The 15,757-nt window shown below is 36.2% G+C and carries 16 protein-coding genes; 7 read left to right on the plus strand and 9 right to left on the minus strand.

Going from position 1 to position 15,757, the window contains the following annotated elements; translation table 11 throughout:
• Positions 1-62: 62 nt before the first annotated feature.
• Positions 63-974, minus strand: a complete 912-nt coding sequence (locus ACAM30_RS03075) for an AEC family transporter (RefSeq protein WP_369617193.1) — start codon at positions 972-974, stop codon at positions 63-65.
• A gap of 108 nt (positions 975-1,082) precedes the next feature.
• Between ACAM30_RS03075 and ACAM30_RS03080 the strand changes: the two genes are divergently transcribed.
• From ACAM30_RS03080 to meaB, 5 genes are all read left to right on the plus strand, one after another.
• Entirely contained in the window at positions 1,083-1,649 is a 567-nt protein-coding gene (locus ACAM30_RS03080; RefSeq protein WP_369617194.1) for a Crp/Fnr family transcriptional regulator, read from the plus strand.
• A gap of 53 nt (positions 1,650-1,702) precedes the next feature.
• Entirely contained in the window at positions 1,703-2,182 is a 480-nt protein-coding gene (locus tag ACAM30_RS03085) for a hypothetical protein (protein WP_369617195.1), read from the plus strand.
• 128 nt (positions 2,183-2,310) lie between these two features.
• On the plus strand, positions 2,311-2,718 hold the full coding sequence (locus ACAM30_RS03090) for an Rrf2 family transcriptional regulator (RefSeq protein ID WP_017495133.1): 408 nt from the start codon (positions 2,311-2,313) through the stop codon (positions 2,716-2,718).
• A 57-nt stretch (positions 2,719-2,775) separates the two neighbouring features.
• Complete coding sequence (locus ACAM30_RS03095) at positions 2,776-3,417, plus strand: NAD(P)-dependent oxidoreductase (RefSeq protein ID WP_369617196.1); 642 nt, start codon at positions 2,776-2,778, stop codon at positions 3,415-3,417.
• A gap of 150 nt (positions 3,418-3,567) precedes the next feature.
• Positions 3,568-4,659 carry a methylmalonyl Co-A mutase-associated GTPase MeaB gene (meaB, locus tag ACAM30_RS03100; RefSeq protein ID WP_369617197.1) on the plus strand — a complete coding sequence of 364 codons (1,092 nt, stop codon included), beginning with the start codon at positions 3,568-3,570 and terminating at the stop codon, positions 4,657-4,659.
• Positions 4,660-4,675: 16 nt separating this feature from the next.
• Here meaB and ACAM30_RS03105 read toward each other — a convergent pair whose 3' ends face one another.
• The 4 genes from ACAM30_RS03105 to ACAM30_RS03120 all read right to left on the minus strand — a co-directional run bounded on the left by ACAM30_RS03105 (position 4,676) and on the right by ACAM30_RS03120 (position 9,181).
• Positions 4,676-5,221 (minus strand): hypothetical protein, encoded by a 546-nt coding sequence (locus ACAM30_RS03105; RefSeq protein ID WP_369617198.1) that lies wholly within the window; start codon positions 5,219-5,221, stop codon positions 4,676-4,678.
• Between the two features lie 252 nt (positions 5,222-5,473).
• On the minus strand, positions 5,474-7,414 hold the full coding sequence (locus tag ACAM30_RS03110) for an LTA synthase family protein (RefSeq protein WP_369617199.1): 1,941 nt from the start codon (positions 7,412-7,414) through the stop codon (positions 5,474-5,476).
• A 60-nt stretch (positions 7,415-7,474) separates the two neighbouring features.
• Positions 7,475-7,702, minus strand: coding sequence for a hypothetical protein (locus ACAM30_RS03115; RefSeq protein ID WP_017495128.1), 228 nt, complete (start codon positions 7,700-7,702; stop codon positions 7,475-7,477).
• 93 nt (positions 7,703-7,795) lie between these two features.
• Complete coding sequence (locus ACAM30_RS03120) at positions 7,796-9,181, minus strand: MATE family efflux transporter (protein ID WP_369617200.1); 1,386 nt, start codon at positions 9,179-9,181, stop codon at positions 7,796-7,798.
• Positions 9,182-9,370: 189 nt separating this feature from the next.
• On the opposite strand from ACAM30_RS03120, the gene ACAM30_RS03125 reads away from it, so the two are divergent.
• Together ACAM30_RS03125 and ACAM30_RS03130 are read left to right on the plus strand one after the other, a co-directional pair.
• Positions 9,371-9,874: a hypothetical protein gene (locus ACAM30_RS03125; RefSeq protein WP_083342548.1), complete on the plus strand. Its 504-nt coding sequence runs from the start codon at positions 9,371-9,373 to the stop codon at positions 9,872-9,874.
• Between the two features lie 168 nt (positions 9,875-10,042).
• Complete coding sequence (locus tag ACAM30_RS03130; protein WP_369617201.1) at positions 10,043-10,978, plus strand: DUF6268 family outer membrane beta-barrel protein; 936 nt, start codon at positions 10,043-10,045, stop codon at positions 10,976-10,978.
• Positions 10,979-10,980: 2 nt separating this feature from the next.
• Here ACAM30_RS03130 and ACAM30_RS03135 read toward each other — a convergent pair whose 3' ends face one another.
• The 4 genes from ACAM30_RS03135 to ACAM30_RS03150 all read right to left on the minus strand — a co-directional run bounded on the left by ACAM30_RS03135 (position 10,981) and on the right by ACAM30_RS03150 (position 15,701).
• On the minus strand, positions 10,981-11,694 hold the full coding sequence (locus tag ACAM30_RS03135) for a LytR/AlgR family response regulator transcription factor (protein ID WP_369617202.1): 714 nt from the start codon (positions 11,692-11,694) through the stop codon (positions 10,981-10,983).
• 293 nt (positions 11,695-11,987) lie between these two features.
• Positions 11,988-12,956 carry a sensor histidine kinase gene (locus ACAM30_RS03140; RefSeq protein WP_369617203.1) on the minus strand — a complete coding sequence of 323 codons (969 nt, stop codon included), beginning with the start codon at positions 12,954-12,956 and terminating at the stop codon, positions 11,988-11,990.
• A gap of 205 nt (positions 12,957-13,161) precedes the next feature.
• Entirely contained in the window at positions 13,162-13,755 is a 594-nt protein-coding gene (locus ACAM30_RS03145) for a porin family protein (protein ID WP_369617204.1), read from the minus strand.
• Positions 13,756-13,928: 173 nt separating this feature from the next.
• Positions 13,929-15,701, minus strand: coding sequence for a cytochrome-c peroxidase (locus tag ACAM30_RS03150; RefSeq protein ID WP_369617205.1), 1,773 nt, complete (start codon positions 15,699-15,701; stop codon positions 13,929-13,931).
• Positions 15,702-15,757: the final 56 nt, after the last annotated feature.

Consider the following 15,757-nt stretch of genomic DNA (forward strand, 5'->3'; position numbering starts at 1 on the left):
AAACACCGATTTTCTAAAAAAAAGTTAAAGTTCTACATTCTCTATCTAATTAGTATTTAAAACTAAATTAAACTCAGAATCCAGTACCAAATACTAAGGGTAATAAATGAAATCGGGATTCCGAAACCAATCATCATACTGCTCAGTCTCGGTTTCAAACCGTAAGTCGAAGCCAAGATCGCACCTGTAATCATGGGGGCCATAGCCATTTCCATAATGGTTATTTTAATGGCTTCGGAATGCTGCTTTAAGATAAAAACGTATAAAAACAAAATGACAAACGGAACTACTACAAGCCGAAAGAAAAGTCCGAGACGCAGAAATTGCCAATGCTGGCTTTTTCGATCAAAAGTAAGCTGTAATCCAACCGAAAGTAAGGCCAAAGGTGTTACCAAGCTACCCACTTTGAGTAAAACAGACTGAACATTCGTTTCTAAATCGTATTGGAGTACATTCAGCAAACAGGCTACTAAAAAAGTAATAAACGGAGGGAATAAAATGACCTTTTTCAAAATACTTAGAGCATCTGCACTTCCTTTAGAGTAAAAAGCTGCTACAAAGACTCCAAGGGTAGAAACCACCACAAACGTGCCGGGCTGGTCTACAAGAATAGCCGTTTCTAAGCCCTTTTTACCAAACAGAGCTTCAATTATAGGGAAACCTAAAAAAGAGGAATTGCATAGTCCCGCTGTTAAAATCAAACAGCCAATCAGTTTGTTTGACCAGCCTAATCTTCTTCCCAGAAAATGAAAAAAGACAAGCGCCAGTAAAAAACCAATCCAGCCCGATAGTATGGGAAAGAGTAATTCGTTGCTCCATTTTATTTTGGGAATATGATACAAGGTAATTGCGGGCAGGCAGACATAAAGAACGACCTTATTTAAAACCTTATAAATGTGAGTTGGAAATTGCCTTATGTGCTGCAAAATCAAACCTAGTGCAAGAAATAGAAATATTTGTATAAAGTTATTCATATCATTTAGTAGTCACAAAAATAGACATTTATTATGGGATGCGTCACACAATTCAGGCCACATCTCTCATTTTTTTTTGCTACTTTTAAGATCTAATTACAAAAACAAATGCAATCGATAAGAGACAATTTTGAACGAATGGTAAAACTTTCAGATGCCGAATGGAATATTTTTTCATCTAAGCTCATTCGGGAAGAATTTCCAAAGAAAAATCCAATACTGAAAGCGGGTACCATCGAAAATTATCTTTCATTTGTCGAAAAGGGATTGGTAAGATATTACATTCCCGGTGAGGATCACGACCGTACTTTTACGTTTGTATTCGATGGTGAATTCACCAGTGGTTACGATTCGTTTATCACAAGACTACCGGTCACTTATACGATTGAAACCCTCGCAGAAACTGTTCTTTGGCGCATATCTTACGAAGATCTTCAGGACATTTATGCCGAAACTAAGATTGGCAATACCATCGGACGCTTTGCCAGTGAAGGATTATTTCTTAAAAAAACCAAAAGAGAGCTTTCATTGCTGAACGAATCTGCCGAACAGCGTTATCTGAATCTGTTTACAGAACAGCCTCAACTTATACAACGGATTCCTCAAAAATATCTTGCCTCTTATATTGGTATCACTCCGCAAGCTTTGAGCAGAATCAGAAAACGTATTTATTAACTTGGGTTCATTGTTTTCAATCTCTTTACTGTGCAACTTTGTTAAAAAAAGATATGGAAACTTTAATTGTATTAATAAGTGTTTTTGCGATTACGTTGCTTTTTATAAAACTAATCTCAAAAAAAATTGAAATCTTTCAGTCAGCCAGAATTGCTATGGCTGTCATGCTTGTATTTACAGCCGTGAGTCATTTTGTATTTACCAAAGGAATGGCGATGATGATCTCTTTTTTGCCCTGGCCTACGATGGTAGTTTATGCAACAGGAATTATAGAAATTATGGCAGCAGTGGGCTTATTGATTCCAAAAACAAGAGTGCTTACCGCTAAACTGCTGATTGTATTTTTTATCGTTTTACTTCCTGCCAATATCTATGCAGCCGTACACAGTATCAATTTACAAACGGCCAATTATAGCGGAAAAGGGATTTCTTACTTATGGTTCAGAGTACCGCTGCAGCTTTTGTTTATCAGCTGGGTATACTTCTCTTCCATCAAAAAACAATCGGGTAATAAAGGCATTACAGTTTACTAAAACCTGTATTTTGTATCACTTTAACCTGAACTTTTTTGCAGGATAGATTCAAAATAGAATTAATTTTTAGTTAAAACTTTTTTTTATTTCAAAAATCAACATACATTTGTAACATATTTTATTACAGTATGATTTCAGGTAAGTTTGCCATAACGATTCACATTTTAACTTTGCTCACTAAATTCCCGAACGATTTTTTGTCGTCGGAATTTATTGCAGGAAGTATCAATCTGAATCCGGTTTTGGTGCGAAAAGAAATTGCCAATTTAAAAGCACATCATGTTGTTGAAAGTAAAGAAGGTAAAAACGGCGGTACAAGACTGGCGGTTGATCCCTCGAAAATTACATTGAAAGAAATATTTGAAATGACTTTTGAAACGATCAATCTGGGTTATGCCAAAAATCAGCCTAATCCGGATTGTCCGGTTGGAAAAAAGATCAATCAAAATTTGAGCTCTTTGTATGCTGAAATGAATCAAAAAGTTAGTTTACAATTAGATGGAGTCTCATTGGAAGATTTTTCTAATCAATTCTAAAACTATTTTTTTACACAAAACTGTAACATTTTTTATTACTAAATAAATTAATATATTATGAAAATCGCAATTATTGGAGCAACCGGATTTGTAGGTACCGCAATCTTAAATGAACTGGCTAACAGAAATCATGACCTTACGGCTATTGCCAGAAACCCAAAGAATACTTCTACTGCAACGTGGAAAAGTGCAGACATTTTTAATGAAGAAGCTTTGTCTGAAATTTTGAAAGGAAATGACATCGTTATCAATGCTTACAATCCGGGATGGACCAATCCAAATATCTATGATGATTTTATTGCCGGATCAAAAGCCATTCAGGAAGCGGTGAAAAAATCGGGAGTAAAACGTTTTATTACTATTGGAGGAGCAGGAAGTTTGTTTGTAGCTCCGGGACTGCAAGCGGTTGACACACCTGATTTCCCAAAAGAATACCATGCAGGAGCCACAGCAGCAAGAGATTATCTGAATATTTTAAAAGAAGAAAAAGAACTCGATTGGGCTTTCTTTAGTCCTGCTTTTGAAATGCACCAAGGAATCACCACCGGAAGAACCGGAAAATACCGTTTAGGTTTAGAAAATCCGGTTTTTAATGAAGAGCAGAGAAGTATCCTTTCAGTAGAAGATTTAGCAGTAGTTATCGCTGATGAAGCTGAAACTCCAAAACATCATCAGGTGAGGTTTACGGCGGCATATTAATCTTAAGAGGCAAAGGTGCAGAGTGGCAAAGGTTTTATTACTTTGCTTCTTTGTACCTCTGCCCCTTTGTACCTTTGTACCTCCACAAAAGAAAATCCTTTTTGAAACTGTTTTTGTTTTCTGTACTTTTACACTACCAAAAAGTATACTTTGTCAGGTTCAAAAAAACGATCAAGCAGTTTACACGAAAAAGCCGGAATTTCTCCTCCAGAAATCACCAATGTTTCTGCTATTCAGCAAATTAAAAAAAACAGAAGACAACAACCTTCTTCAACGGAGTTAATTGATGGCATACTATCCGGAAACATTACGGCTCTGAGTCGTGCTATCACACTGGTTGAAAGTACCAATCCGGAACATACCGCAAAAGCAAACGAGGTTATACAAGGTTGTCTGCCACATGCCAATCAATCGATCCGAATTGGAATCACGGGAGTTCCCGGTGTTGGAAAAAGTACTTTTATTGAAAGTTTTGGCAGTTACCTGACTCAATTGGGTAAAAAAGTTGCAGTTCTGGCAGTTGATCCCAGCAGTTCTATTTCACATGGTAGTATTTTAGGTGATAAAACCCGCATGGAAGAATTGGTAAAAGACGAAAATGCTTTTATCAGACCTAGCGCATCGGGAGATACTTTGGGTGGTGTAGCACGTAAAACACGAGAATCAATTATTTTATGCGAAGCCGCAGGTTTTGACACGATTGTTATAGAAACAGTTGGCGTAGGACAAAGTGAAACCGCTGTTCACAGTATGGTTGACTTTTTCTTACTACTGAAAATTTCAGGTGCGGGCGACGAGCTTCAGGGTATCAAACGCGGAATCATGGAAATGGCAGATGCTATAGTAATCAACAAAGCGGACGGCGATAACATCAAAAAAGCCAATCAGGCCAAACTGGAATTCAACAGAGCTCTGCATTTATTCCCTCCCAAAAAATCAAACTGGCAGCCAAAAGTTACTACCTGCAGTGCTATTACCAAAGAAGGCATCTCAGAAATCTGGAATACTATTTCAGATTATACGGAAACAACCTCTACAACTGGTTTCTTTCAGGAAAGACGAAAAGAACAAAACCAATTCTGGATGATGGAAACCATTGATGAACATTTGAAATCAAACTTTTACAATCATCCTGAGATTATTCAGCAATTGGTACAAATCAAAAAAGCGGTGCAAAACAATGAAATATCACCTTTTGCAGCCGCTCAGTTCTTATTAAATGAATATAAAAATTGCCTTTAACTTTTTAAAGCTATCTTTATTTTACATTAATTGAAATTGTATAAGTTTCTTCACTTTCTTGAATAGGGTATTTACCGGGAACTAAAATGCCTGAATTGAATTTTAAATCTTTAACTAATTCCGGAGCTATAATTTGACCTTCAGGTATTACATAAACTTCTCCATTTTGTAATAATACTTTTTTATGTTCCGGGGTTAAAGCACTTTTTTGAATTTCCATAACAAAATTTCCTTTTTCATTTCTAACACGTACTGGTGTTCCCTTAGCATCTGGCTTAAAAAGGTTAAGGTAGTGCCAATCAAAGGTATAAATATCAGGACAGAACCCGTTTGGCTGACTGCAGTCAACATTATGTGATCCCCAATTTCGTACAATAAATGAATCGTGGTAGTAGATTCTTTGAGTATTGGGTTGATTTTGCTGCTCAGTGTTGGATAACTGAACATTTTGATCTTCAATAGATTCTTTGCTGCAACTCATAAAAAAAGCGGCAGACACAAAAACTAACATTACTTTTAACACTTCAGATTTTTTTAATTTTTTTTGTGGTAATTTTTTCATAATAAATAAATTTAATTGTCCCTACTCTATCACAGGCTTTTCAGGTTACGCCTTTTGGTTTAGTACAGATCAATTAAATTTATTTTTTGTTACCCCATAGTTTGGCTTTTTTTTCAAAAAAAAATCAGAATTATCACATTTCTTTTATTCACTACCTGTCTAAACCGTCAGCAAATACATCATTTTTTAAACAAAAAAGCTGCTGGATATGAAATTACATACCCAGCAGCTTTTTTTTAAATGAACTAAAAATTATTTTTTTGTATTCCTAAGTTTATATTTATTTTCTTTATATAAATTTCCTGCTGTAATCACATGTGCCAAAGCATCTTTTGCCAGTTCTTCGTTTAATTTAACAGGAACTAAAGTGGTGTCGTTTTTGATTTCAAACTGTAACGGTTTCAAATTAGGCTGCATAATTACGACCTGATTTTCGACTCTAAAAGCATTGATATCATTAAACTGCATAATCGATCTTCCTTGCGTTTTTGGATCTAATTGGTTTAGATTTCTTCCTACCATCGGAGTTTCAAACGGTAATCCCAAATAGCTCAACAAAGTTGGCGGAATATCAATCTGGCTTGCCAATTTACTGTAAACAGTTCCTTTTTTAACTCCTGGTCCCATAATTAATGCCGGAATATGAAACTTATTAATTGGTACTAAATTTTTACCGTAGGTTCTGGTATTGTGATCCGCGATTACGATAAAAATGGTGTTCTTGAAATAAGGCTCTTTTTTAGCCATTTCGAAAAATTTACCAATCGAGAAATCGGCATATTTCATAGCATTGTTTACCGTAGCCGGTTTGGCATCGTAAGGTTTGATACGTCCCGCAGGATACTCGAAAGGCTCATGATTGGAAGTCGAAAACATCAAAGAAAAGAATGGCTTATCCCCTTTTGCTTTGAAATAATTATTGGCTTTGGTTACCAAATCTTCATCTGAATATCCCCAGGTTCCTTTAAAAGCATATTTGTTTCCGTCTGATTCAAAATCTTCCTGATCTACGATGTCCTGAAATCCATTTCCATTAAAAAAGGAAGCCATATTGTCGAAATTCGCCATTCCGCCGTAAATAAAACTGGTTTCATATCCTTTTTGTTTTAAAGCATCAGCCAGTGTAAAAAATCCTTGCTGGGAGTTTCCTAATTTCACAACACTTTCTGAAGGTGAAGGTAAAAATCCGGTTACTACAGCTTCAATTCCACGTACGCTTCGGGTTCCTGTGCAATACAAGTTGGTAAACAATAAACCTTCTTTTGATAACTTATCAAATTCAGGCGTTAAAGGCTTTCCTCCTAAAATTCCAACATACTCTGCTCCTAAACTCTCCTGCAGAAAAATAACTAAATTATAAGGTTTCTTCAAAAGTGTGTCCGGCTGCTGTACATGCAGAAACGGAATTTCGGCATCTGTAAAATCACGAGGTCCTGCGATCATGTATTTTTTAACACGGGCGATAGCCTCGGCTTCTTCCATTTTACCGTACATCTTGGTGTTTCCTTCATTTTTAATAGAATATGCCGCAAAAGCAACAGTATAAAAAGAATTCAATCCCAAAGTATTGGTCAACTGATCTGTTGAGAAAACAGCATTACTGGCATTGATCGGACGTTTTGAGGTAAGACTTGAACGTGCTCCAAAAAACAATAAAAAAGCCAATAATGGAAAAACCATTAGTTTAAATTTATAGTCAGCACTGCTCGTGTAGAAGTATTTTTTTCCTTTTTTGAAAGCAAAATACAAGACTACTCCTAAGATCAAAAAAGTCACGATGATTGAAGTCAGATAGCTTTTAAGCAGCATTCCGACTACCTCTTTTGGATAAATCAGATAGTCTAAGAAAATTTTATTGGGGCGGGTGTCGTATTGTTTTACGAAATCGGGCGTTGCCAACTCTACAAACAGAATCAGAAACAGCAATAAAAAACTATAAATTACAAGGAATTTATTGGTAAACTTCAATGCTTTATCAGGCAAAAAAGTAATTAAAACTGCCGGCAGGAAAGACATATAACAAAGTAAAATCAAATCCATTCGAAGTCCGATTGGAAAAATGTACCAGAAATTTGGTGTTTCCGTTACTCTGTCTTTAAAAATAAAAAACAAAAACAATCGGCTTAAAGTGGTAATCAACAATCCGACTGCAATGAAGTTGATGATAGGTTTTAAAAAACTTAATTTTTTCATTAGAAAGATTTAAATGTTTTTAGATTGGGGCATATCCTTAAGACATACCTCTCGATGGCTTTACTCTTCGTAACGGTTTATTTCACGATCGTAAAACTCGTTTGCCAAAACAATCAAACCTTCCATTTCAGCATTTAATTCTGCTTCATCAAGATCTTCCGCTTCTTCCATGAATTCTACCTCATCATCTTTTAAATTGATAATGAATCTTGGGTAATCCAGGTGAATGATGAAAATATCATCTGGAAAATCAGTATTGTCTCCGAGTAAAAATTTAGGTAATTCCATTTGTATTGATTTATTATTTTTATGTATTGGCTCACAGATTGCAGCGGTTTCAGAAATCCTTTTTAGCTGCAACTGATTCTTTTGCTGTCAAATTTAAGTATTTGAAACTGAATTTTTGATTAATTTTTTAGTCAGGTAATGAAATCTCAGATAAAGAAATATTGCAGCAGTCGTTAATCCTGCCAAAAGTCCAATCCAAACTCCCTGTGCTTTTAGTTCCGTATATTCTGCCAGATAATAGGAAATCGGGAAACCCACAATCCAATAGGCTACAAATGTAATGTACATCGGTATTTTCACATCCTGCAATCCACGTAATGCTCCCAGAACAACTACCTGAATTCCGTCAGAAATTTGAAAAACGGCTGCTATTAAAAGTAATTTTGACGCGATACCGATTACCTCGTTGTTGTCCAGAAGCTGCCCTCCGTTTTCCATATTCAAAAACATATGAGGCAGGAAATCATGAAACGCTACAAACAGAATCGCAAAGAATGTTTCGATTATAATTGCCAATAAAAAAATCGAACGCGCTACCACAACTAAGTTTTTATAGTCCATCAAACCTCTTTGATTGCTTACTCTAATCATCGATGTTACACTTAATCCCATAGCAAACATAAAGGTCATAGACGCCAGACTTAAAGCAATTTGATTGGCGGCCTGACTGGTTTTTCCAATGTTTCCGCAAAGCCAGATCGACGCAGTAAACAAAACCACTTCAAAAAGCATCTGCATTGCCGAAGGAAATCCGATACTGATTATTTTTTTCAGAGTCTCTTTTTTGATTTGATTGAAACTGAAGTTTTTAAAGAACCGTTTCAAATCGTTTCTTCTCGAAAGCATGATGTGCATGAACATTACTAAAAATATTCTTGAAATCACAGTCCCTAATGCTGCTCCGATAATTCCCATTTTTGGAAAAATCCAAATTCCGTAGATCAGCATATAGTTGATTCCAACGTGCAGTACATTGGCCATAACCATGGCATACATTGAATATTGAGTCAGCGAAAGTCCATCCGCAAATTGTTTGTACCCCTGATACACAATTAACGGGATCAAAGAAAAAGCTACCCAATCCAGATAGGGTTTCGCAAGAGCAATTACATCAGCAGGCTGTTCCAGTAATTCCATTAACGGTTTGGCTAAAACAATAACTCCAAAAAGTATTAGTCCTAACAAAATGCATAAAAACAGTCCATGGTGAAAGGCAGAACGAATTTTACCATCATTTTTTTCGGCATCACCTTCTGCTACAATTGGTGTAATAGCGGTAGAGAAACCAATTCCTAACGACATGGCGATAAAAATCAAACTGTTTCCCAGAGAGACTGCTGCCAATTCTGTACTTCCTAACTTCCCTACCATTATATTGTCGACAATTCCAATCAGGGTATGTCCAACCATTCCTAATATAATAGGGTATGCTAATCTTAAATTATATGAAAACTCTTTGGTATACTGCTTAAAATTCACTTCTATTCTTTTTTAGTCGGCAAAGATAATCAGAAGCTTTGGATTCTTTGTTACGATTAAAAACATAAGCTAATATTAAGTGCTTTTTAAGAGACCCTGATATTATATAACAAATCCTAAAAATTATATAACAGAATGTTAAGATCCTGAAACTACTTTTACAATATTAGAAATTCAAAAATGATTGTCATGAGAAATTTAAAAATGTTATGCCTCGCTGCTTTCGCTTTCTTATACGCCAATACAACTTTCGCTCAGGACAGTACCATTAAGAATTATAATCAGGGTTTTAGATTAGGCTTTGGTTTAAATGGTGGTATCCCGACGGATAATGACTATAAATGGTCACTTGGAGGAGATGTTCGTCTGCAGTACGATTTATCTAAAAAAACATCGCTAACCTTAACAACAGGTTTTACAAATCTGTTTATGAAAAATGACGCAAAAGATCTTGGATTCATTCCGGCGAAAGCAGGTTTTAAAGCTTTTATCTGGGAAGATCAGTTTTATGTTTTGGGAGAAGTAGGTGCCGGTTTTGCTGTCACAAACGGATATGACGACACTACTTTTTTATGGGCACCGGGAATTGGTTATGCCAACAAATACATTGATATCAGTGTCCGTTATGAAGATTATAATAAATTCAAAACCAATCAGGTTGCTTTACGTCTAGCCTATGGTTTTGATTTATAAAGATTAAGTTTAATTTATTTTTTTGTTTTTGGTATGAACCCGGTAGAGATCAAAATCTATCGGGTTTGGTGTTTTTTATACCATTGGTCAAAAGAGAACTGCCGGTAGTCAAATGATTTTTCGTGATTGGTTTAGAACGCGGTAATTCGCAGAAAAATTAATCAAATCATGAACAAAACAATCTTTTATCTATCGCAGCTTTTCCTTTTTTTATTAACAAGTCTTGCTGCACAATCACAATCCAAAATAGCAGGAGAACTTAAAATTGACTACGTTCCATTCTCCAATTATGTCCGTCCAATGGACAGTACCAAAACAAGCGCTGAAAGTAATTTCAAAAGGTCGCAAATTGCTTTTGAAATACCTCTTTCTCTGGAAATGGACCAATACGACCGTCCAAAATTATGGTCATTTTTTGCAAACGGAAGTTATGCCAAAATGGAAAACAAGAATTATGAAATTCAATCTCTTCCGGTAGAATTTCAGGGTGGATTTCCTAATGAAATGCTGAATGCGCAAATCGGAGTCAAACATTTACGTTCTATCTCACCAACCTGGTCGTTAATGATAATGGCTTCTGTGGGGGTTTACACGGATATGGTCGAGATCAACAAAGATGATGTATTGCTACAGGGCGGTGTGTTTTTCATCAAACATTTCAATCCCAATATGGCATTTGGTATGGGGCCTGTACTAACCAATAGTTTTGGTGTTCCGATGGTGCTTCCGGGAATTTATTTCAACTGGGAGTCCAGAGGTGCGTGGCATTTTAAAATCACCTTTCCGGAAAGTCTGCAATTTGGATATCGAATCTCGGAAAATTTTGACCTGAAAGCGGTGGTCGAACTAAGCGGAATGACAGCAGAAACAAAAGTGAATAACAGAACATCACTATTGGGGTATCAGCAAATTATTGCCGGTATACAGCCTGAAATTAAGCTTGGCAAACACTGGACCCTGCAGCCAACGGCAGGATCGACACTTTTACGCAGCTTCTCCAGTACCAACAGAAAAATTAAGGATATCTTCAGAGAAAAAGACATGGCTAATCCCAGATTTACCACTACATTTTACGGAGCTGTAGCCCTAAAATGGCAATTCTAAGATCATCGGCTTAATAAATTTTTATAGACTACCTCTTTCAGTAATGCTTCGCGGCGTGTTCTTGAAATGGGTAGTTCTTGTCCTTTTACAAATAATCGTCCACCGGAAACGGAGTCAATATGGGTAATATTTACAAGGAAAGATTTATGAATTCTAAAGAAAATTTCCGTTGGAAGCGTTTCTTCTAAAGAGATCATTGTTTGATGAATTACGAGAACCTTATCTTTAAAATGGAGCTTTGCATAATTCTGCATTCCTTCAATATAGAGAATATCAAGCCAGGAGATCTTCTGAAATCCTTCCTCCTGACGCACATACAAATAGGGATCTAATTGATCCTGCTTTGGGGTATCCAGCATCTGATGCCATTGTTTCGCTTTTAAAGCTGCCTGATAGAAACGCTGAAACGTAATGGGTTTTAATAAATAATCGACCACCTGCAAACGATATCCTTCAAGAGCATACTCAGAATAAGCGGTCGTAAAAATAACCAAAGGCGGATTGTCCAGCGATTCCAGAAACTCCAATCCCGTGAGATACGGCATATTAATATCCAGAAACAACAAATCAACTTCTTTTTCCTGAATGTACGAAGTAGCTTCTAATGCGGAGGCACAGGTACCTGCCACTTCAAGAAAATCAATTTTAGAAACAAAATCTACTATTCCGTTTCTTGCAATAGGTTCATCATCGATAACAAGGCATTTCATTTTCATATTTTGATATTTTTTACTGGTTTATTTTGCCACGCAGATTGTGCAGATTAAACAGTTTTTTTTTTATTTTTTTCTTCAATATGTACCAATAACTACAGAGCCATGCCCTTAAGTTAAAGAAAAACAGCTAAAAATGATTGTCGATTTTTGATTAACGATTTTTAATTTCAGATGTCTAAAAATAGATAATATTCCTTTTCACCAATACCAAGTCAGAAATCTGCAATCGTTAATCTTCAGTCTAAAATCTCTTAACATAATAACATTAAACTATCTAAAAACAATAAAACTTTTTACTTCAGATCTAAAACCACAATTACTGTAAAATCAAAATCGGTTTTAATGATGTTTAACTGGTGTTTGTCGGGATATTGAATTGCCAGTCTTTTTTTTACATTTTCAAGTCCGAGTCCTTGATTCTTTGAAGGGATTTTGTATTGTTCTGTATAAGAATTCTCGATCTTAAAATGCAATTGTTTCTCAGCTTGCTTACACGACAAATGCACATATCCTTTTTGCCCCGGAAGCCTTGAAACGTGCTTGAATGCATTTTCTATTAGAGGAACTAAAAGCAATGGTGCGATCTGAAGCTGAGCATCTTCGATACTCCACTTGCATTTTACTTTTAATTCATTGCCCCATCTCGTTTCTTCGACTCCAATTAAGTCTTTCAGGTATTTTATTTCAAGATGCAGCGGTACGTATTCTTTGTTACATTCATACAATTGATACCTCAAAATATCCGAGAACCGAATCAGTAAATCCGAAGCCAGTTTTACGTCACTCTGCATCAAAATATGAATATGATTGAGCACATTAAACATGAGATGTGGATTAATCTGATCCTGCAAAATCTTGATTTGTGCCTCGAGATGAACCTGTTGTAGCTGAGCATGGTTTCTTTCGATTACGTTATGCTCCTGATAAAAACGAAGCCCACAAGCGGTACCGCAAATTAAAATAGCTGCGGGGATGCTGCCAAAAAATCGTGCAAATAAAAACTGAATCATGGTCATGTTTGCTTCTTCGGGATACAATCGTGCACGGGTATGTGAATTTGAAAAGACAGCATAAATAACGGCCAGACAAAATGAAAGTATCAAAACTATAATAACACTTTGCACTGCAAATAGCGCCATTCTTCTTTCACGCAATGCAACAGGCAATACCATATCACTAAGAAAATGTGCCAGAAGACCCGAACACAGTAAAATCAAAAACGCCTGAAAAGCAGCCGATAGAAAACCGTAAGCCTCTATCATCTGCGACCAGATCGTTATTCCGAGTAAGCACCAGAAAAAAACTAAAAATATTCGGTGCCTGTATTTATTTAGTACAACCATTCTAAAAGAATAAAAAATTGATGAGAAGCTTCCTGTTCAAAAATAGCCCTATATTTTTCAAACAAACAGCAAAGAACCAAAAAAGATTCTTTGCTGCTGACAAGGCCAAACCAAAAAAGCCTGTTTAAAATATGAAATAACCAACCCCAATGTTAAACGAATTTGGCTTCGAACTAAACTCCTTACTTACGTTGTTCAACCCTCCCTGATAAGTGATATCTAATGTAAATTTCGAAATTTCGATTCCTGCTCCAACCTGATAGCCTATATTGGACTTGTTAAATTTTCCATAGGTAGTTTTCAACTGACTTACAGAGGAAACATTTTCATCCAACACATAAGAATAAACTCCTCCTCCAAAAACTCTTACGTTGAGCAACGATTGATCGATTATTTTGTAACCAATTACCAACGGTACTTCGAGGCTTCTCCATTTTAAATTTTTAGAGGGTAAAGAAGCTGTTTTTTCGATTTTCGAAGATTTCTCGCTGTAGAGAATTTCATTTTGAATATAGAAGCGCTTGAAATCAAATCGTGCCATCGCACCTCCAAAAAAACCTGCTGCATACTTTGAATCTAGACCTTTTGAAGTCGGAAGTTCGGAATAGTTTGATCCTGCTTTTATTCCAACATGAATAGGAAGCGGAGATTGTGCCTGCAATTTAAAAGAGATTAATGTAAAAAAAGCTGTCAACCATAATAATTTGTACGTGTTCATGATAATAGTGTTTATTAATTTGATACAAAGGAGCACAAACCTGAAACGCTATTAAAATTAGTTTGATGAACGGTAGTTACGTTTTGACTAACGGACTTCCTAATCTACTTTACGAAAGAAACCCGACAGGTTTTTGAAACCTGTCGGGTTTGAATATAATTAAAAGTATTCTATTACTTCAGATACTTTTTGTCCGTCAAAGTTCTCATGAAGGCGATGAGCTGTTTTTTCTCCAACTCTGATAAGTTTAACTTGTCTTCAGGTAAAGTTTGATTCGGAAGATCGAATCCTAAACCTAAACCTCCTCCTTCATTATAAAAGTCGATTACTTCTTCAAGAGTGTTGTAAACTCCATTGTGCATGTAAGGAGCGGTAAGTGTAATGTTTCGGATCGTTGGCGTTTTAAAAGAATGTTTATGAATAGCCGCCTGTGTGATGACAAACTTTCCTAAATCTCCGTCCAGCTTTTTGCTTTTATTCGGAACACCCAATATTTCACTCTCCGATCGGTCAAAATTAGGAGGAACTGTTCCGTTGGTTAACGGAATAAAATGACAGGTCGCACATTTAGCTTTTCCGGCAAACAAATTAAAACCTGCTTTTTCATCCGGCGTGAAATTCTCTTTATTTTGCATATAAGCATCAAATTTTGAATCGTACTGACTCAATGACCGAATATAAGAAGCCAAAGCATTCTTGATCTCAAATTCATTGATAGTGCCTTTTGGGAAAGCTTTTTTGAAATCTCGCACATAGTCCGGATTCTTTTGAAGCACTAAAGCTGATTTCTCCAACGAACCGTGCATTTCGTTTTCATTTTTAATTACAGCAATGGCCTGATCTTCGAGATAACTGACTCTGGAATCATCAAAAAATACACGCTGAAAAGCAATATGATTAAGTGTCGGTGTGTTGCGCTGGAGCATCGATTTTCCGTCTAATGAAACGGCTCTTTCCAATCCGTCGGTAAAAGCTTTATCGGCATGATGACACGAAGCACAGGAACGGGTGTTGTTTCCTGATAAAACCGGATCATTGAACAGCTTTTTTCCTAACGCAATTTTCTCGGGCGTTGTTTCATAATCCGGGAAACCTGAAAATGCCTCGGGATCAAATGCTGCTGAATCAAATAGAGTCTGCGCTGTTGCTTTTAAGCCTCGTTGTTCTTTCATCAGCGGAATACCCAATTCTGATCTGGTTTTAAAGAGTCCTTTGTTTAATGGATTGGCGATTTCTTTGATAAAATACGCCCGGTCAAAGGCATTAAAATTGGTATTTGTTTTTAAATATTGCTGTCCTTTCTTCAATATTTCAAGCACTTCATTCGAATTTGAAACCGCTTTATCTTCGACATACACTTTGTAATATTTCTCGATAGTTTCTAAAGCTGCCATAGCTTCAGGAAGTGAGTTCAGTGCAACAGGGGAATCAAATCCCGTTATTCCTAAAGTAACCATTCGATATACTTCCAATCGCATCGCATCAAAAACATGCGCGTCTGTCAATTGATTGTTTTTTGAAACTTTCTCTAAACGAGTCAAATTAGCCGACAAGACACCTAACTCCTGAAGCAATTCTTTTTTATGTTCTTTGTCATATTTAGGGAAAACCAATTCTTCAATAACCTGAAATCCTTCCGGCGGAACAGTCACTTTATCATTTTCTTCAAACTCCGGTATTGCAGGGCCGTTTATTGCCTTAGAAACCGCAGGCGAATAATACTCACTTATCATTTCGACACTTTTGTAACTCTGATGTGCTTCAAGAAATTGTCTCTGAATTTGTACTGCAGTAGAATCCGACTGTACGGAATATTTCAACTTGGCAACCTTCTCAATCAGTAAAGTAATATCAGACTGAAACAGTTCATTTACTTCCTGATGTTTGTCTTTTTTCTGACAGGCTACCAATGCCAGCAGGAAAAACAAACCGTATATTTTTTTCATGTGTTTTAAAAATTAAAAGGGAAATATTCAGAAAAACAGAAACCACTACCTCAAAT

The sequence above is a fragment of the Flavobacterium sp. CFS9 genome (assembly GCF_041154745.1).
Lineage (GTDB): Bacteria > Bacteroidota > Bacteroidia > Flavobacteriales > Flavobacteriaceae > Flavobacterium.

Bases quoted from the DNA above. Each gene is read 5' to 3' on its own strand.
- ACAM30_RS03075 (WP_369617193.1), bottom strand. From the start codon at position 974: ATGAATAACTTTATACAAATATTTCTATTTCTTGCACTAGGTTTGATT.
- ACAM30_RS03080 (WP_369617194.1), top strand. From the start codon at position 1,083: ATGCAATCGATAAGAGACAATTTTGAACGAATGGTAAAACTTTCAGAT.
- ACAM30_RS03085 (WP_369617195.1), top strand. From the start codon at position 1,703: ATGGAAACTTTAATTGTATTAATAAGTGTTTTTGCGATTACGTTGCTT.
- ACAM30_RS03090 (WP_017495133.1), top strand. From the start codon at position 2,311: ATGATTTCAGGTAAGTTTGCCATAACGATTCACATTTTAACTTTGCTC.
- ACAM30_RS03095 (WP_369617196.1), top strand. From the start codon at position 2,776: ATGAAAATCGCAATTATTGGAGCAACCGGATTTGTAGGTACCGCAATC.
- ACAM30_RS03105 (WP_369617198.1), bottom strand. From the start codon at position 5,221: ATGAAAAAATTACCACAAAAAAAATTAAAAAAATCTGAAGTGTTAAAA.
- ACAM30_RS03110 (WP_369617199.1), bottom strand. From the start codon at position 7,414: ATGAAAAAATTAAGTTTTTTAAAACCTATCATCAACTTCATTGCAGTC.
- ACAM30_RS03115 (WP_017495128.1), bottom strand. From the start codon at position 7,702: ATGGAATTACCTAAATTTTTACTCGGAGACAATACTGATTTTCCAGAT.
- ACAM30_RS03125 (WP_083342548.1), top strand. From the start codon at position 9,371: ATGAGAAATTTAAAAATGTTATGCCTCGCTGCTTTCGCTTTCTTATAC.
- ACAM30_RS03130 (WP_369617201.1), top strand. From the start codon at position 10,043: ATGAACAAAACAATCTTTTATCTATCGCAGCTTTTCCTTTTTTTATTA.
- ACAM30_RS03135 (WP_369617202.1), bottom strand. From the start codon at position 11,694: ATGAAAATGAAATGCCTTGTTATCGATGATGAACCTATTGCAAGAAAC.
- ACAM30_RS03140 (WP_369617203.1), bottom strand. From the start codon at position 12,956: ATGATAGAGGCTTACGGTTTTCTATCGGCTGCTTTTCAGGCGTTTTTG.
- ACAM30_RS03145 (WP_369617204.1), bottom strand. From the start codon at position 13,755: ATGAACACGTACAAATTATTATGGTTGACAGCTTTTTTTACATTAATC.
- ACAM30_RS03150 (WP_369617205.1), bottom strand. From the start codon at position 15,701: ATGAAAAAAATATACGGTTTGTTTTTCCTGCTGGCATTGGTAGCCTGT.